The sequence below is a fragment of the Croceicoccus gelatinilyticus genome (genome assembly GCF_018398395.1).
In the GTDB taxonomy this organism is placed as follows: domain Bacteria; phylum Pseudomonadota; class Alphaproteobacteria; order Sphingomonadales; family Sphingomonadaceae; genus Croceicoccus; species Croceicoccus gelatinilyticus.
This window is the reverse complement of record NZ_JAHCBF010000013.1, coordinates 1-15984: the sequence shown is the minus strand read 5'-3', so window position 1 is coordinate 15984 and position 15984 is coordinate 1. Positions and strand designations below refer to the sequence as shown.

Below are 15984 nucleotides of genomic sequence, written 5' to 3'. Positions count from 1 at the left end.
CTCAAATTTGGTCGTCGGGAGATTTTAGGATGGAGTTCAAGCAGGACAAAATCGTTTCTGTTTAGGCCGTCTTCCCTGCTTTCCGTCGGCGCCGACAAAAGAAAACCCGCCTCGGCGTGAGCCGGGCGGGTCTTCGTTTCAGCGATCAGCTGGTGAGGCGGCGGCCTCAGGCGGCCTTGGGCTGCGGGAGCGCGACGACGCTCAGGAACTCGCCGCCCTGGCCGCCTTCGTTGGCGGGCGCGCGGTTGAAGACGCAGCGCAGTTCGTGGCTGGTGCCCTTGCGCATGTTCTGCGAGATGAGCTGGGCGGCCTTGCCCATGGCGACGATCGTGCGTTCGACGGTGCGACCGCGCAGGGTCAGTTCGCCGCGGAACTTGATCTTGTCGGTGCCGGTCGAGGTCTTGCCCTTCTCGGCGGTGGTCAGCTGCTTCACGGTGAAGTTGTAAGCCTGGTTGTTGGTCTTGCTCATGATCATTTCACTCCAGTTTTTCCATCTGGCAGAGGTGCCAATTTGACGTGCTCCTTGAGGGCCGAAGGACCTTTTTCCATTCGACCCACCCGGGGCGATCAACTTGTTCTTCGAAAGGTTGGACCCAGGTTCGCTTCAGGCTTGCTGAAGTCGGACCTGCAAAGTCTCGGCGATCGGATCGCCGGGGCAATCGATCAGGCCCAAGATGGTGTATTCGCCATCTGTGCCGTCGTTCAGCTGGTTGAGATCGAGTGTCCCACTGCCAAAGTCGATGCGGAAGCTATCGACGACGAGCGCGTCTGGATCGAACTTGTGGACTTCATCGCCGATGGTGATGACCAGGTCGCGCTCTTTCTCGAGCAGGCGGACGAGATCGCCGGCGAAGGCCCTGGTGGAACTCGCATCGTTGCACTCGTGGCCTGCGCGCACGTTGCTCATGAGGTTGAGGAGGCCGCTGATGGCTGCACCGTTCATGTGTTTTCCCTTCACTTTGAAAATGCAAAGGGAAGCCCCTCGTGGGGATCGCCCGGGGCCAGCGGCCGGGCGAATGCGCTGACATGAAAAAAGGCGCAGCCCCGTTTGGGACTGCGCCTCTCTGGTTATCGCTATTCAGGCTTCAGGACAGGGCGCACGGTTTACTGACCGTGGCGGCCTCGTTAGCGCGCTCGATCTCGTGGATGCCGGAGAGGACCATTCCTGCGAGCGTCAACGCGCCGATGCAGGCAAACGGAGCAACAATGATGAAGGTCTCCCAAGCGCTTTTCTTGATGCCGAGGAAGGTCGCCTTGGGCCGGGCTGTCTGCTGCATCTCGTTTTCCCTTCATTAACTGATGTCAGGGATGACCGACAGGCCTCAGGCCGGCTGGGTGCCAGCCGCCTTGGGAAACCAGTTGTGGAGCGCAACAGCAACTGTTGCGGCCTTGATCTCGTGGTGGGGCGCGAAAGACCGGAGCAGCGCCGTGACGGTCTTGCGAATGACCTCAGGGGTAGCATCGACACCATAGGTGCGGCCGGTCATGCCAAACTGCTCCTCGCCCAGGTGTCCCTGGTTCATGAGCATCTGTGTCATCTGCGCCTCTTCAGGCAGCAGTTCGAGCAACTTCTCTGCATCACCCTTCGAGACGTCGAGATACCGTTCAATTGGACAGCCGAAGGCCATCTCGACATCGGGAGCCTCGAAGAAGGGAAAAACAGGGATCGCGGGGTTCAAAAAACCTGCTCCGACCACTTGTCGAATTGCGCCTGGCATTCTGCGAGGACGGCAGCCGGCCCCTCTTCAGTGAGATCGATCGTATGCACCGGCGGGTTGCTGTTGGTGTCATCGTCGAACCGGATCTGGAGCGTCGTTTCGCGAAGGGTGAAGTAGATGTCCTCGGCATAACGGCCTTCGTGGCCGTAGAGTTCGTGTACCTTGCCATCGGAAAGCTTGAACTCGCCCTTCGGAAGATCGCCTTCGAGGCTCTTCAGAATGATCATCGGATGCGGCTGGTCCGACTTGAGGGGCTTCGACCGGTAATTGCATACCAGCGTTGCCTGGACTTCCGGACCGCCCTCACGGCTCGTGAAGGGCTCCCAGCGCCAGAAGGACATCACGGTGCCCTTCCACTCGTCTTCAACGCGACCGGCGCCGACGGTGGCTGCCTCGCGCCTTTCAGGAATGAGACTATCGATGTCCTGGTCGCAGGCGCAGGCGAGGAAGAGTGCCATGGCGGCGAAGAAGGAACGGAACATATCAAATACTCTTGGTAATGCGGCTGGTGTCAGCCTGTAGAAAATCGGATTCCGCCCCGTCAAACGACCGGGGCAGATATCCGCGAGAGGCCTCAACGGGCCGAGGTGTAGAAGCGCCAGCGATCACCGCGGCGGCGGGTGATCATGCTGTCGAGCCGCCGGCAGGTCTTGAACTCGCGGAAAGCTTCGCCGGTGACGCGCCGACCATCGATGTAGAACCGCCGATCGGTATGATCGTCTTTCATGGTCTCGAGTAGCTGGGCCATGGCCATGCTCCTTGGTTGTTGGACTTCGTGTGACGGTACGTCCCTTGCTTTTTCCTTCGCTTGGACGCTTCATAAGGCAATTCTGCTCGCAGGCTTTCAGGACTGGTCGATCACCTTGTCCCCCAACGAAAAAAGCGGCCCCGCAAAGGGCCGCTTTCTCGTCTGTCAGGGGGGCGTAACGCTTCAGGTCGGGGAGGCGCTCATCCTCCCATACTCATCTGGGCAGCTGCCGCTGCTGCTGCCATCGCGTGCTGGTCGGCGGTTCGGGGGCGTTCGATCTCTACCTGCCGGTTCAGGACGCTCTGGGGTTCGGGATAGGTCGCAGCGATCCGCAGCTTCTCGAGCGCCGAGGCTCCACCGCCGGTGAACATCTCGTGAGCCATGCGGGCTTCAGCTGGCTCGCTCACCAAATGGAAGTTGCCGCGCATGATCTGCTCGTTGTCATCCCAGTCAGCGGGACCGCCGCGCTTGGGATTGTGGAACTCGTCGGAAGCCTCGAGCTGGAGGTTCACGTCGGTCAGCATCATGGGAAGCGCGACAGCAGGCTCGCAATAGGTGCCCTTGGCATCGTCGAGGAAGCGGGCGGCAGCGAGAAGGTCGCACTTCTGGATGATGAGCTCGCCGGCGTCGGTACGCGGGCTACGAAATTCGACGAAAGCCTCGAGGACTTCCTTCTGGAGGGGCGGAAATTCATTCGGGAGCGCGTTTCCGGCATAGAACCGCTGGGCCTTGTCCCATGATTCCTCCGAGATCTCGCGGAAATGGTCCCGGCCCGGCTCGGCGTGTTCGAGCGCTGCAAGCTGCTTGATGCCAGCCGCCTCCATGGCCCTGACCTTCTCGATGGCCGAGGCCTGGTCGGTGATGGCTTCCTTCATCTCGGGACTGAAGGAGGGATCGAAGAGCACGGCGTCGTAGACAAGCTGCTCTTCCTCGTTGAGCTGTTCGTACTTGCCCTCGGCGAGGTGTGCGATGGTTTCGCGGGCGCCGTCCGTCACACCGTACTCTGCGTAGAGGGCTTTCTCGCCAGGCGAGAGATCGGTGTCGTCGCCGCGCGTAATGGCGTCAGTGACACGGGTTGCGATTATCTGCAGGCTGGTGTCGGTGACGATCATAGCGATACCTTGTTCGGTATCGAGACGGGTGGTGCCGGTGACCTCGACGTCAGGCTGGACATAGAGGATCTTGTCCGGCGCGTTGCTGGCCCTGATCTTACTCTGGCTCTCGACTTCGCTCAGGTAGCGGGCTGTCGCGCGGCGGAATATCCGGCCTTCTGCCGAAACGCCATCGAGAAGGTTCTCTGCCTTCAGTTGGCCAGCGTCTTTCGTGCCCTGTTCGAGTGCAAGGGCTGCTGCTGTGATTATCTCGGTGACGTCCCGCGAATTCCGGTTTGTCGCCACGGGCCTGAAAGCACCAACGACGTATTTCCCTGCGGCGATCCTGTGCTTGCTGTCTACCGTCTCGAACATTGGCCTTCCATTCCTCGATCAGTGAGTGTTGGCGTAATGGTACCCCGTCTGAGCGGGTAGCCACAAACACTTTTAGGATGGGGTCTAGAAGGCAGGACGTTTGAGGATCGTCAGGTTGCGTGCATCTAAGGCCGTCGACATGACAGAAGCCGCACCCCTTGTCCGGGATGCGGCTTCTCTCTTTTCAGGCGTCGACGGGTTAAGCGGCGAGCGGTGCGCTGTAGTAGAGCGTCACGAAGTCTTCATCGACAGGATCAACGAAGCCGTGTTCATCCATCTCGGCTTCGTTGAAGCTATATTTCGCGATCATCGCCGGGTCGTCCATGTCGACGACGTTGTCGTTGACGGCGAAGCTGCCATTGCCGCCAGCATCGAAAGAGACATTGCCGACGGTCAGGGTATGGTCGGAGAAGCTGACGATGAAGTCTTCGGCCTGCTCGATGACGGTTAGTCCGTCGACGTGGGGCGAGGCATAGCTCTGTTCGCTCTCCTGGTCCGCTTCAGCCGGGAGGAAGACGAGAATGCCATCGTCATTCGATTCGATGGGCGCCAGCAGGAGACCGTTTGCGCCGAGACCGATCGTACGCAAACCGTTGCCTGCGCGGTTGGCGCCGATGCGCACTGCGACTGCGGGCTGGCCGTTGTGCTCGAATTCGACGACTGGCTCGGCGGGGAAAGAAAAGGCTTCGACGAATGTATCGCCAACTTCGCCGCAATCGCCGAGGCAAGAAACGACATAGCGACCGGCGGGGAGAGTTGCGGAGATCTTCATTTCATTTTTCCCTTCAAAGCTAATTTGCATCTCAAAAATCATTCAAATTGATTGAACTGCTGGTGTGCTGGCGACAGCTGGAAGGCTTGTCCTTCCCAGGCCTCAATGCGCCGCGTGCATCTCGTGCCAGTCGTCGCATTCATCGGTGTCGCAACTAGGCCCTGTTGACAAACTGATTGGTCCAGAGGCGGGCGGCGGCGATATGTATGAAGCCGAGATAGCTTGCTGAGGTTTTGTCGTATCGGGTTGCGAGGCGGCGCGAGCATTTGAGCTTGGCGAAGCACCGCTCAATACGGTTCCGCAAGGCGTAGGTGACGGTGTCGTGCGGGATCGGCTCTTTGCGATTGGCCTTGGCCGGGATCACTGGTGTTCCGCCACGCTCGGTGATCGTTGCCCGGATATGATCGCTGTCATAACCCCGGTCAGCCAGGAACACGCGAGCCGTCGGCAGGTCATCGTCGACCAGAGCATCGAAGCCTTTGAAGTCAGATACTTCACCTCCCGTTACTTCCGCCCGGACAGGGAGGCCGTGAGCGTTGGTAATGAGGTGGATCTTGGACGTGAAGCCACCTTTTGAACGGCCAAAACCCTGTCTTTGAGTCCCCCTTTTGCGCCCGCTGCCAAGTGGTGCGCGCGGATCACGGTGCTGTCGATCATCTGGACGCTGTCTGGCGCTGCGCCGCTATCGTTGAGGGCATCGAGCACCAGTTCCCAAAGTCCGGCCAGGGTCCAGCGCCGGAACTGGCGATACACGCTCGACCACTTGCCGAACTCTTCAGGCAGATCACGCCAGGCAGCACCGGTTCGAGCAATCCAGAAAATGCCATCGAGAACAAGGCGGTGGTTGGAGGCCGGGCGACCGCCTTGCCCCCGGATCGCTATCAAAAAGGGTTCAAAGAATGCCCACTCGGCATCCTCCATCAGCAACCGCGCCAAGATAACCTCCGCAAAAGCTATCTTGAATCACATCTCGCAGCGATTGTGAATCCAGTTTGTCAACAGGGCCTAGACAGCATTGCCGTGGACTGTTTCCTAAAAACGTCAGGCCGCTTGCCGCCCCATCTAGGTCATTCCGACAAGATTGCGTTTCGCATGAAAGCCGGCGGGCAGCGCTGGGCCATTCTTGGCAAAATGAGGAAGCCACATGGCGCTGATTGATACCCCGCAAAACTGAGACAACCACATAATTCTTACCGCAGGTTTGAGACGTTGGAGCCCCACCGATACGGACCACGTTATAGTATCGCCGATCTTCTGAAACCACGTGGAAACTTGACCTCCACAATTTGAATATTAGTTTTGCGGCGGGATAGTCGTCGCAGACTGCGCCAGCACTGACAGATTAGGGGGACGTCAATTTGTTCAAAACGGGCTTGGGGATCGATATCGGCGCTTTGATTGTTGGTGCAGTGGCGCTCATGGGATTCACGTCAAGCTATGGTGCCTGGAGCGCCTATCGCGGGTTTTCGCTCGGTGAGGATTGCCTGCGCGCACTCGATGCCGACTGTGTCAGGAATGAAATCGACACGGCTTTAGGGCCCAACGGGACGCAGGAAACGATGCGGAAGAACAGCGCGTACGGCCGCTGGATTTGGGCGCTCCGTTTCGCCACGACGCAGGGAACCATGGAAGAACGCGTCAGCAAGCTGATCAGTGGAGAGAGTGAGCAAAAGACCGAGGCTGAAATCCGGGACCTGGAACGGTCTTGGGGACGTCCATTACCTCATTTACGTGAGCCTCCCGAAAGTCAGCTGACCTTCGCTGAACAGTTGCGCACTCTCGCCAACGTCTCGAATATCATGGATGCATTAGGCCAGAATGACGGTGCCGGGCGCTATCGCAATATGGTCGCCGACATGCAGAGCGAGCGTTCTCTTACCAAGGTCGGCGTACGCCGAGTGCGCGAGGACAATCGCTACGGGGGAAATAAGTATTGGCCGTCTGGCGGAGTGCCGTTGTCTTTTCGCTGCTCCAATCCGGACGAGGTTGCCGAGGCCAGAGGTAACGACCTGTATGGCGAAAACACTTTCGATCTCAGCGTACAGCATCCCTGCTATCTTCCCTATTTCACCAAGCGCAGCGATGAGGAATTGCTCGAATTCATCGAACTGAATCTTAAGGAGATGAATAACAAGCTTTTGTCGCAGGGCGAGGCGGGGCATGACGACCTGATCGGGATGGACCGCGCTGACGATGAGCCACCCACAGGTGAGTTTACTCAAAACGACTATATCGAGCGTATTGCTTGGCTGGCGACGATTATCGCCTATAGGGAAAACGGCGGGGGCTGGGGTACGCCTGACAGGTAAATTCGTCGGACGAGCGGGTGCCTTTCTATGAACCGAACGTATATTCCCGACTGATTGCCAGCTTGCGTTCCAGCTTGCTGATGCCTTCGCGAAGGCTGGCTTGCGTCGACGGATCGATGGCGTGGGGATCTTCATCGATCATCGCCCAATCCGCATCTTTCTTCGCCTGTTGTAGCCGCTTACGCGACGCTCCGGGCGTCAGAAGTGGATAGTGATCCAAATAATCCATTTCGGAACTTGCTTTCGCCAATGCCTTTCTAGCCCTGCGGCGCTCGAGAAAGCGACTAAAAAGCAAGTAAGCCAACATCGCCGTGCCCACCGTCGCGAGCGTTGGGGCAAGCAAGTAGGACTGCCGTCCGTCTAGGACTGTGACGAAAATGGTATCCCAAGCCAAAGCAATCCACCATGCGAGCAGCAGCAAGCCTACCGCAATGGCCAAGCCTCCAACGCCAAGGGCACCCAGCCATCGCTTATCTTTCGTTGCCTCGTAAGCGGCAGTGGCAAGATATTGCACCCGCGCCGCGGCAAGTTTTTCGGGCACTTCGAACAGGACGTTGACCTTGCGCTGATTCTCAAGGCCCAAATTGGCAGCGAAGTTGTTGCGCATGTCTGTAGCGCCTTCCCGCATCTTGGAAAGCCTTTCGCGCAGCATGAAATCGCTCAAGAAGCTGTCGTCGAAATCTTTCAATCGCACGCGCAGGACTTCACTATCGTAATAAGTCCTAGGTGAAGGCTTTGACTGCGCGAGTGCTTCGAAACGTTGGCAAAGTTCGAGAAATTCGTCCTCAGCTTGGCGCTGAGCATATTCTTCGTTGCGGCGCTGCTGTTCCTGCCGTTGCAGTTGGTCAGTGATGTTATCGAGAGATTGATTCGCTTTGCGGGTTTCAAAGTAATTGAGGGTCCCGACTATTTTATCGTAATTATCTCCCGCCATTGCTCCCCTTTCCAATGCAATTTTGCCCCAATATTGCAGGAGCATGCCCTAGCGTCAGGGGCAGGATAGTTGCGTCGCGATTGAATGCAAGTGTTCCGCCAAGCACTAGCAATGTTGCAATGAACGGCTTCGCACCTTCACCCACCTAGGCCCTGTTGACAAACTGATTGGTCCAGAGGCGGGCGGCGGCGATATGTATGAAGCCGAGATAGCTTGCTGAGGTTTTGTCGTATCGGGTTGCGAGGCGGCGCGAGCATTTGAGCTTGGCGAAGCACCGCTCAATACGGTTCCGCAAGGCGTAGGTGACGGTGTCGTGCGGGATCGGCTCTTTGCGATTGGCCTTGGCCGGGATCACTGGTGTTCCGCCACGCTCGGTGATCGTTGCCCGGATATGATCGCTGTCATAACCCCGGTCAGCCAGGAACACGCGAGCCGTCGGCAGGTCATCGTCGACCAGAGCATCGAAGCCTTTGAAGTCAGATACTTCACCTCCCGTTACTTCCGCCCGGACAGGGAGGCCGTGAGCGTTGGTAATGAGGTGGATCTTGGACGTGAAGCCACCTTTTGAACGGCCAAAACCCTGTCTTTGAGTCCCCCTTTTGCGCCCGCTGCCAAGTGGTGCGCGCGGATCACGGTGCTGTCGATCATCTGGACGCTGTCTGGCGCTGCGCCGCTATCGTTGAGGGCATCGAGCACCAGTTCCCAAAGTCCGGCCAGGGTCCAGCGCCGGAACTGGCGATACACGCTCGACCACTTGCCGAACTCTTCAGGCAGATCACGCCAGGCAGCACCGGTTCGAGCAATCCAGAAAATGCCATCGAGAACAAGGCGGTGGTTGGAGGCCGGGCGACCGCCTTGCCCCCGGATCGCTATCAAAAAGGGTTCAAAGAATGCCCACTCGGCATCCTCCATCAGCAACCGCGCCAAGATAACCTCCGCAAAAGCTATCTTGAATCACATCTCGCAGCGATTGTGAATCCAGTTTGTCAACAGGGCCTAACGTCCGTGAGCAGAGAGCAGTGATCCATCAAAACTGATGAAGAGCTTGACAATGTCGTGCCGTTTATTTCCGGTTTGGACCAATCGGTATTTGAGAAATACCCGGACTATGATGTCACCATCTGCTTTGCATGGGCCATCTGCTTTGCATGGGCCATCTGCTATGCATGGGAATGCCTCGACGCCGATGACGGCGTTCTCGATCATGATCGAAAGGGCCCCGAACTGTTGTTTGATGGAGAGCTGGAATGCTTGCCCATAGTCATAGATGAACTTTTCCGCAGTCGGCGTCGTCGAGATCTGCTTTTTGTAGGTCTTGAAGATATAATCGGCGACAGCCTTGGCGACGATGGTATTGTCGAATGATGCCTGAACCTCAGATCCTTTAGAGGCGGGTGCGGGCCTGCGCCGGAGCGCGCCATCGTGGGCCATGTAATTATCCTCGGTTCAAGATCTGGATGATGCTGCCGTCCTTGCGCATCCAGATGTTGACCACGCTGCCGCCATTGCGGCCGCCGGTCTTGTGCATGTATTCGAGATCGACACGGGCGTGGATGGCCTTGCCATGCTCCCCGCATTCGATGTGGGATGCCTCGACTTTGATCACCGCGGATTCGATGATCAGTTCGAAGACGCCGAACTCCTGATCGACGAGCAGATTGAAGATGCGGGTGCGATCAAGGCAGGTCTTCTCGTCGGTGGGAACGGTCGAGATTGTCATCCCGAACTTCTCGGCGATGACATCGGCAACCGTCTTGGCGACGATGGTGGTGTCGCAGATGGGCACGCTCTCGTCGTGAATGGCCTGGGTGGTCATGATTTTTCCTTCCCTTTGAAGATATCAGGAAACGGCGCGCAGATTGCGGCTGGTACCTGCGGCGGTCATCGAGCGGCGCACGAGGGCAAGCTCTGCGAACACGGCGCGTTCGTCCGTGTCGCCGCAGGCAAGATCGGAGAGGAGCACGCGCTCCTTGGCCTGCAGCTCGGCGAAGCTCGCCTTGATGACGAGGTGGGTGTCATTGGCGGCCGAAAGGCACTTCGGCGCCCGGCCGATCAGCGGCTGGCCAGCAAGACGGGCACGGATACGCTGGGCCTTGGATACGGTGATCATCGACTTTTCCCTTCGAACCGGATGTTCGGTCCGGTCCGTCAGGACGAAGTCGGATCAATACTGCTTCCATGGCGGGAGGTTCATCGCGATCGCCGAGCAGGCAAGGCCGATGCTGGCGGGCGCGCCTTCAAGGCGGTAGCGGGCGACGGTATTGCGGCTGATGCCCAGCCGCTCACCAGCCTGCTGGTTGTTGAGCGAGAGATGGTCGAGCCAGGCGTTGAAGTCGTCAGAGGTCATGCGAGCTGCCTTCCTCTTCCTGCACAAGATAGTGCACGACGCCGGAGTTCATGCACTGGTTGGTGCAGAGGGAATGTAAGCCTCCTCGGCGAAGTCGAAGGCGCGGCGCGCGAAGCTGACCGCGTTCATGATCTCCTGTTTCTCGCGCAGATCGTTCTGGGCGACGTAGCGGAGGGCCTTCATGTGGAGGCGCGAGCCACTGAGGGCTTCGGCGCAGACATGGTTCCATACCTCGCCGTCACCGTCGAAGATGTCGAACTCCTCGATCGCCGACATCTCGAGATGCGGCTCATCGTCTTCGTGACGGTCGCTTCCGTGCGCGGGGCTGACGAACCAGCCTTCAACGCGGGCTGCTTCTTCGTCCTGGTCGTTCCAATCGATCTTCATCGTCTGCCTCTCAAGGTCTGGCGTGGGCTGGTGGGGTGCGAGTTGGCGTAGAACTTCCGGTGGAGGCGCTTTCGGCCGAGAGGTACGTCGAAGACGGACAGCATCTTCTCGAGCACTTCTGCAGAGGCGACGGGCTCAGGCTCAGGCACGCGGTCGATCTCGTCGGTGACATCGATCTCGTCCGGGCTGACGCCATGCTTGGCGAGGACCTCGGCGACCTGGCTGTTAACATCTTCCCCGCCCTGAAGAGACGGGGATTTCCTTGAGTTGGGCTAGGCCGCAACCGAGAGGATAGTTGACGCTTCGCAGGGAGCTAATGCCTTGCCCTCAGCGTCCAGCAACGGAGTGTTCCCCCGCCGTTTAAGGTTGATCCCGCGCGCAAGGATATTACGGGCGGCATTGATGTCGGCATGCGCTTGATGATCGCAGACATTGCACCGGAAGGTCGCTTGGCTCTCGCGATTTTCTGGCGCGGTATGACCACATTCGGCGCATTGCCGGGACGTACTCCTGGGATCGACGGAGATCAGGATACCGCCGCGTTCTCCGAGTTTGTAGCCGAGCATGGTGGCAAAACGAGCCCCAACCGCTGGCAAGGATCGCCCTGTTCAGACCAGACTTGGCTCTAACACTGCGGCCTGGCTCTTCAGCAGAGCCCTTGGCTGACCGGGTCATTCCCGAGATATTGAGCGCTTCGATAGCCACGAGGCCGTTGTCGTTGGCGGTCGAGCGAGAGACCGCGTGCAGCATGTGCTGCCGGCGCCGGACCTGACGCGCCTTCAGACGAGCAAAACGGCGACGAGCCTTGGCATAGCGCCGCGAGCCGCGCTTGCGCCGGCTCAACGCCTTCTGGGCCCTGCGGATGGCGGCATCGGTATGAGCAACGCCATCAGGCAGCCGGTAGATATCGCCAGCAGACGTAGCGATCGGCGCGGCAACGCCGCGGTCGATGCCGATCTGGCCAAGCGGCGTTGCGGAAACCTTGAATTCGCAAGTAACAGCGAAGCTGACGGCCCATCCCGAAGCATCGCGGCGCAAGGTCGCCGTGCGGATGCTCTTTTCCATTCCGGCCAGCTTGCCGCCATAGCTGTCCCGCATCCGGATCCAGCCGATCTTGGGAATGAAGACCTCCGACCAGCGGCGCGAGATCCGGCGGACCTTAACTTCGCGGCCGTCGTGCCGGAAACTGTCGTCGAGATATTTGCGGCGCGGGCGCGGATAGGCGGCACGGCGCGCGAAGAAGTTCTGGAAAGCGCGCTCGAGGTCGTTGAGTGCGTGCTTCTGAGTGGTCTGAGCCCGCGCGGCGATAAAGTCGAACTCGGCGCGCAAGGTCTTGATCTCGGCACTCTGGGTCGACCGGCCAAGTTTATGGCGCTGACCCCAGGTGCGGCGCTGCTCGAGCATCAGGTTATAGACGAGCCGGGTCACCCCAGCAGTGCCTTCTAGATCGGCAATCTGCTGGGTGGTTGGCTTGAGCCGGTAGACCTGACCTCGGATGAGCTCCATAGAGGGTAGGTATGGAGGTTGGTCTGATGGTTCAAGAGTCGGCTTATCGCAAGGGAAGGCATGTAGTTTCTGCGCTTCATGTGCATTTGGTCTTTGTCACCAAATACCGGCGAGCCGGACTGATCCACGCCGACCATGACCGGCTGCGAAAAATCTTCGCCGGAGTGTGCGAAGACTTTGGCGCACAATTGGTGGAGTGCGATGGAGAGGAGGACCATGTTCACCTGCTGGTGGAATACCCACCTCAGGTCTGCATCTCCAAACTGGTCAACTCGCTGAAGGGCGTATCAAGCAGGTTGCTGCGCAGAGATCGCCCGGAGATTGCACGAATATCGAGCAAGGGGCTTTGGTCCCCGTCATACTTTGCTGCCTCATGCGGCGGAGCACCGATTGATATCGTCCGGCGCTATATTGAAGAGCAGAGAACGCCGGTCGCGTAGGCTCCTATCCCTCCCCGCCCTGAAGTGACGGGGCTTCTCGGAGCAATTGGGTGAGCGAACCGGGCGCGCCGATCACGATCTTCTTGGTCATGGAGAAAGGCTCCAGCTTTGCAGGGGGCAGGTTTCCCTTCCCCCTGTCTCGTCAGACGGTCACGCACTCGGCGTAGAGCTTGGTGATGGTGTCGCTGACGGGCGACGCGATCTTGAGAAGCGTCCCCCTCTCGAAAGCGAGCTGGAGGCGGGGCCTTGCCGTCTCGGCCGACAGTTCGTGGACGAAACCGAAGTCTGCTCGCAGGACGAGGCCGGTAGCCTCATCGTCAAGCCGGGGATCTTCGTCTTCCATGACGACGTGCAGGACGTAGACCTGGTAGCCGGCGGCCTGCGCCGCGGTGATCAGGCTCCAGTTGCAACGGCCCATGACGATGTAGCTCGCCTTGTCGGTGAGCAGGCGTTGCGGGTTTCCGTCGGAGGCGTCGACCAGGACGCCGGGGAAATGACGCGAGGCGAGCGAATGGGCAAAATGCCTGACGGCCGGACGCTGGGCGCCGACGACGATAGCAAGGGTGGGCTTGGTCACTTGGCGTCGTCCGCGACCTTCTCGGCAAAGGCTTCCGGCGTCTCGCCTTCTCCTGTGAGAATGGCGAAGATGCCCGCGTTCCAGTGGTCGAGCTGCTCGTGGCTGAGTTCGCGGGTGTCGAGTTTGCCGGTAAGCGCTGCGCGCATGCGCTCGTAAGGGAGCGAGGCCTCGAGCGCCTGCCCGAGCCGGATCCAGTGCCTCACCTGTCCTGCGATCGATCGGTCCTGTGCTTCCGCCTCTTCGCGGAGCACCTGCATGAGATCGTCAGGCAGCTTGATAGTCTGGGCCAAAATGAAGGTCTCCTTGGCGGCGCGCGGGTCGTCCGGCGCCTGGGCTCTTCATTTTAGGATGGCTGGCGGCTGGACAGAAATGCTCCAGCCGCCGTCCACCAAGGATAGTTTCCGCAAGGCAGGCGGAAATCAGGCCGCGAGGGGAAGCCGCGGCGCCGGTTGCGGCGCAGGCTTGCCCAGATAGAGCGAGAAATACCCATGCTCATAGACAACATCGTCTCGCTCCTTGATCAGGGCCTTGGCGACAGGCGTCGCCAGCTCCTCCAGCAACGCGCGACCTGCGGCATCAATCGTGACCAACTGATGTTGCCAGTTGGTTCTCGGCTTCCCGTCCTTGGTGTTGAATTTCAGGGCCGCCATCTCCTTGTCCCCGGGGAGAAAGTCCATGACTGCTTCTAGTTCTTCGTCGATGATGATGAACATCATGTCTTCGAGACGATGCTCGCGGGCCGGAATCTGGATCGGCGTCCAGTCATCGAAGCCGTGCACGTCTTCGACATCGAAGATTTCCGTCTTGCCGAGCGAGGTCTGCGAGACGGTGAACTCGGAGCCTTCAACTGCGACGGTATCGCCCTTGGCAAGGTCCATCACGATCCAGTTGAAGGCACACTGTTCATCAGGAAAGAGATTGGTCTCGTCCGTTTCGACGGGAACCAGGATGTAAGCATCCGCCGCCGTCAGCGGACCAAACGGCGTCATTACGCTATGCCCGCTACCAGCAGAGGTCACTTCGAAATGCACTGCATTGGCGGGAAGATCGGCTGGAATCTCGTAGAGCTCATCCGCCATGCGCCGGTTCACGTGATCGGCGAAGTTTGCAACGAAATAGCAGACGTCGTCGTCGTCTTCGTCGTGGTCCACGGGAACGAGAGCATAGAGACCGGCGCTAGCGACAGTGAAAATCATCGAGTTTCCTTCGTGATGCGAGATGGTGGACATGGTTTTTCCATCCTGATTGCGAATGCGAAAATCTTCCCCCGAAAGGGATCGTCTCGAAACGTGTCAGGGAACCTGCTCAATCAGGTTCAAAATTAGCCGCTGAGGCGGATATTATTGCGCGACCCACTCAGGCAGGACGGCGATACGATCGGCAAATTGGTCGATCGACATATCGTTGAAGTCCGTCAGGCTTCGAAGGGACTCGGTCCGCAGAATTGCGGCCAGTTCCTCTTCGGCCAGCGCATGAAGCGCGAAGCTTTCGGAAACGCATTGGACGAAGTGCTCTGCATCTTCGTCCTTCAGGTCCAGGGCGTGGACGGTCGTCGGAAGGTCGGCGACAGCGATTTCGCGTCCTCGCGCGGCCCCGAGGGCCTGCGCGATGGCTTCAAGGACGACGGCTTTCTCTCGCATGGCGTGCTCCGCAGCTGGACTGTTGGTGGCTGTCGCGGCTCTCGGCCGCGATCAGACCTTCACGGTGATCGTGGCACCGATGAAGTCGTCCTGCATGAAGGGCTGCCCTGCCCCGTAGCCCAGGATGCTGAGGCCGAGCTGCTTGAGCGCATCGATGACGGGCTCGAGGCGGAACATGTCGCTGATCGCGTTCTCGTAGCCCGGGAGGCGGATCTCGCGGCAGTCAGGCGAAAGCGACTGGTGGATCGCGCCGCCGTCGATGCCAAGGCCGCGCATGAGGTCGATGATCTGCTGGTTGAGTTCCATGTCTCTTTTCCCTTCATCCTGAATATTCGGACAGACTTGTCCTGGAATAAAAGGGAAAGCCTTCTGCATGGTCAGGCGACGGGTAGCAGGCCAGTGGCTGCGCCGTACCCGAGGAGGCCGGTCCATGTAATGGCCAGGCCGAGTGCGGCCAGCATCCCGTAAAGCGCCTTGTCGCGGTCGAGCCCGAGCTTCGGGACAGGCACGAAGAGCAGGACCGACGAGATGGCGAGTACCGCGACCATTACGAGGAACAGGGTTTCGAGGGTGGCTTGATAGGTCATTTATGTCTCTTGTCTGGTCAGGACACCATTATAGGATGGTGTCTGGAAAAGGAGAAAAATGATGGTGCGTGATTTCCTGCTGGTCGTTTTTGCAGCGGGATCAAACCCGCCCGTTCACGTCCAGGTGCCTGACCTGCCAACGCTTGAGGCTTGCCAGAAGCTCGGCGAAGAACTCGCGGCCGATATGAAGAGAGCCAACGGCTCCATGCGGTATCGCTTCTCGTGCTACGAGATCGCTGGAGATGCGCTGCCCGCAGATTAGGAGCGCGTCGCTACTGCCCATTGCGATCCGGTGGCGATCCGGCCTCGATGCAGGAATTAAAAGGAATCTCTGTCAGGAAATTAAAATCAGATGCAGGAAATAACCAAAATTTCGGCCAGCAAATAAGCGAAATTTCTTTTAATTATTATCGCGCAAATTCTGGCGCTTAACGCCGGTATGTGACGCGCAGGCTCCAGAACAGGAGCATGACAATTAGAGCGGTTTCCGTTCATTCCGGCTCATAGCCGCATGATTTAAAGTAGTTGGCGCATTCGTCGGGCTGGAAGATGT

Annotated in this window: 25 protein-coding genes and 3 pseudogenes; 4 read left to right on the top strand and 24 right to left on the bottom strand. The window is 58.9% G+C overall.

Going from position 1 to position 15984, the window contains the following annotated elements; translation table 11 throughout:
- Positions 1-166 precede the first annotated feature (166 nt).
- The 9 genes and pseudogenes from KIH45_RS17415 to KIH45_RS17375 form a co-directional block, all read right to left on the bottom strand.
- Complete coding sequence (locus KIH45_RS17415; RefSeq protein WP_213177276.1) at positions 167-469, bottom strand: hypothetical protein; 303 nt, start codon at positions 467-469, stop codon at positions 167-169.
- Between the two features lie 135 nt (positions 470-604).
- On the bottom strand, positions 605-943 hold the full coding sequence (locus tag KIH45_RS17410) for a hypothetical protein (RefSeq protein ID WP_213177275.1): 339 nt from the start codon (positions 941-943) through the stop codon (positions 605-607).
- Between the two features lie 142 nt (positions 944-1085).
- Complete coding sequence (locus KIH45_RS17405; protein ID WP_213177274.1) at positions 1086-1277, bottom strand: hypothetical protein; 192 nt, start codon at positions 1275-1277, stop codon at positions 1086-1088.
- 45 nt (positions 1278-1322) lie between these two features.
- Positions 1323-1679, bottom strand: coding sequence for a hypothetical protein (locus tag KIH45_RS17400; protein WP_213177273.1), 357 nt, complete (start codon positions 1677-1679; stop codon positions 1323-1325).
- Positions 1676-2200, bottom strand: a complete 525-nt coding sequence (locus tag KIH45_RS17395) for a hypothetical protein (RefSeq protein WP_213177272.1) — start codon at positions 2198-2200, stop codon at positions 1676-1678. Before KIH45_RS17395 ends, KIH45_RS17400 begins: the two co-directional genes overlap by 4 nt.
- A gap of 92 nt (positions 2201-2292) precedes the next feature.
- Positions 2293-2466 carry a hypothetical protein gene (locus KIH45_RS17390; RefSeq protein WP_213177271.1) on the bottom strand — a complete coding sequence of 58 codons (174 nt, stop codon included), beginning with the start codon at positions 2464-2466 and terminating at the stop codon, positions 2293-2295.
- A gap of 200 nt (positions 2467-2666) precedes the next feature.
- Positions 2667-3932, bottom strand: a complete 1266-nt coding sequence (locus tag KIH45_RS17385; protein ID WP_213177270.1) for a hypothetical protein — start codon at positions 3930-3932, stop codon at positions 2667-2669.
- A 199-nt stretch (positions 3933-4131) separates the two neighbouring features.
- Positions 4132-4704, bottom strand: a complete 573-nt coding sequence (locus KIH45_RS17380; RefSeq protein ID WP_213177269.1) for a hypothetical protein — start codon at positions 4702-4704, stop codon at positions 4132-4134.
- 154 nt (positions 4705-4858) lie between these two features.
- A pseudogene (locus KIH45_RS17375) lies at positions 4859-5625 on the bottom strand (IS5 family transposase).
- A 437-nt stretch (positions 5626-6062) separates the two neighbouring features.
- Between KIH45_RS17375 and KIH45_RS17370 the strand changes: the two are divergent.
- Positions 6063-7013, top strand: coding sequence for a hypothetical protein (locus KIH45_RS17370; protein WP_213177268.1), 951 nt, complete (start codon positions 6063-6065; stop codon positions 7011-7013).
- Positions 7014-7038: 25 nt separating this feature from the next.
- Here KIH45_RS17370 and KIH45_RS17365 read toward each other — a convergent pair whose 3' ends face one another.
- The 7 genes and pseudogenes from KIH45_RS17365 to KIH45_RS17335 all read right to left on the bottom strand — a co-directional run bounded on the left by KIH45_RS17365 (position 7039) and on the right by KIH45_RS17335 (position 10681).
- The gene (locus KIH45_RS17365) at positions 7039-7992 is read right to left on the bottom strand and encodes a hypothetical protein (RefSeq protein WP_213177267.1); all 954 of its coding nucleotides are present in this window, start codon (positions 7990-7992) and stop codon (positions 7039-7041) included.
- Between the two features lie 100 nt (positions 7993-8092).
- Positions 8093-8859 (bottom strand): annotated as a pseudogene (locus KIH45_RS17360) (IS5 family transposase).
- 84 nt (positions 8860-8943) lie between these two features.
- On the bottom strand, positions 8944-9378 hold the full coding sequence (locus KIH45_RS17355) for a hypothetical protein (RefSeq protein WP_213177266.1): 435 nt from the start codon (positions 9376-9378) through the stop codon (positions 8944-8946).
- Between the two features lie 4 nt (positions 9379-9382).
- Positions 9383-9763 carry a hypothetical protein gene (locus KIH45_RS17350; RefSeq protein ID WP_213177265.1) on the bottom strand — a complete coding sequence of 127 codons (381 nt, stop codon included), beginning with the start codon at positions 9761-9763 and terminating at the stop codon, positions 9383-9385.
- Between the two features lie 24 nt (positions 9764-9787).
- On the bottom strand, positions 9788-10057 hold the full coding sequence (locus KIH45_RS17345; protein WP_213177264.1) for a hypothetical protein: 270 nt from the start codon (positions 10055-10057) through the stop codon (positions 9788-9790).
- Between the two features lie 54 nt (positions 10058-10111).
- Positions 10112-10294 (bottom strand): hypothetical protein, encoded by a 183-nt coding sequence (locus tag KIH45_RS17340; RefSeq protein WP_213177263.1) that lies wholly within the window; start codon positions 10292-10294, stop codon positions 10112-10114.
- 48 nt (positions 10295-10342) lie between these two features.
- Positions 10343-10681 (bottom strand): hypothetical protein, encoded by a 339-nt coding sequence (locus KIH45_RS17335; RefSeq protein WP_213177262.1) that lies wholly within the window; start codon positions 10679-10681, stop codon positions 10343-10345.
- 59 nt (positions 10682-10740) lie between these two features.
- Here KIH45_RS17335 and KIH45_RS17330 point away from each other — a divergent pair, with 59 nt between their 5' ends.
- Positions 10741-10947, top strand: coding sequence for a hypothetical protein (locus KIH45_RS17330; protein WP_213177261.1), 207 nt, complete (start codon positions 10741-10743; stop codon positions 10945-10947).
- A gap of 6 nt (positions 10948-10953) precedes the next feature.
- On the opposite strand, the gene KIH45_RS19555 is transcribed toward KIH45_RS17330, so the two are convergent.
- Both KIH45_RS19555 and KIH45_RS17325 read right to left on the bottom strand, forming a co-directional pair.
- Positions 10954-11247, bottom strand: a complete 294-nt coding sequence (locus KIH45_RS19555) for a zinc ribbon domain-containing protein (protein WP_225900023.1) — start codon at positions 11245-11247, stop codon at positions 10954-10956.
- 19 nt (positions 11248-11266) lie between these two features.
- Positions 11267-12187 (bottom strand): annotated as a pseudogene (locus tag KIH45_RS17325) (RNA-guided endonuclease InsQ/TnpB family protein); the annotation flags it as partial.
- Between the two features lie 26 nt (positions 12188-12213).
- On the opposite strand from KIH45_RS17325, the gene tnpA reads away from it, so the two are divergent.
- Positions 12214-12627 (top strand): IS200/IS605 family transposase, encoded by a 414-nt coding sequence (gene tnpA / locus KIH45_RS17320; protein ID WP_213177259.1) that lies wholly within the window; start codon positions 12214-12216, stop codon positions 12625-12627.
- Positions 12628-12769: 142 nt separating this feature from the next.
- Here tnpA and KIH45_RS17315 read toward each other — a convergent pair whose 3' ends face one another.
- The 6 genes from KIH45_RS17315 to KIH45_RS17290 form a co-directional block, all read right to left on the bottom strand.
- Positions 12770-13204, bottom strand: a complete 435-nt coding sequence (locus KIH45_RS17315) for a hypothetical protein (protein WP_213177258.1) — start codon at positions 13202-13204, stop codon at positions 12770-12772.
- Complete coding sequence (locus KIH45_RS17310; protein ID WP_213177257.1) at positions 13201-13494, bottom strand: ParD-like family protein; 294 nt, start codon at positions 13492-13494, stop codon at positions 13201-13203. The genes KIH45_RS17315 and KIH45_RS17310 overlap by 4 nt, the downstream gene beginning before the upstream one ends.
- Positions 13495-13623: 129 nt before the next feature.
- Complete coding sequence (locus KIH45_RS17305; protein ID WP_213177256.1) at positions 13624-14355, bottom strand: hypothetical protein; 732 nt, start codon at positions 14353-14355, stop codon at positions 13624-13626.
- A gap of 189 nt (positions 14356-14544) precedes the next feature.
- On the bottom strand, positions 14545-14844 hold the full coding sequence (locus tag KIH45_RS17300) for a hypothetical protein (protein ID WP_213177255.1): 300 nt from the start codon (positions 14842-14844) through the stop codon (positions 14545-14547).
- Between the two features lie 51 nt (positions 14845-14895).
- Positions 14896-15150, bottom strand: a complete 255-nt coding sequence (locus tag KIH45_RS17295) for a hypothetical protein (protein ID WP_213177254.1) — start codon at positions 15148-15150, stop codon at positions 14896-14898.
- A 71-nt stretch (positions 15151-15221) separates the two neighbouring features.
- Entirely contained in the window at positions 15222-15431 is a 210-nt protein-coding gene (locus tag KIH45_RS17290) for a hypothetical protein (protein ID WP_213177253.1), read from the bottom strand.
- Between the two features lie 58 nt (positions 15432-15489).
- Between KIH45_RS17290 and KIH45_RS17285 the strand changes: the two genes are divergently transcribed.
- Positions 15490-15693 (top strand): hypothetical protein, encoded by a 204-nt coding sequence (locus KIH45_RS17285; RefSeq protein ID WP_213177252.1) that lies wholly within the window; start codon positions 15490-15492, stop codon positions 15691-15693.
- The last annotated feature ends 291 nt before the right edge of the window (positions 15694-15984 follow it).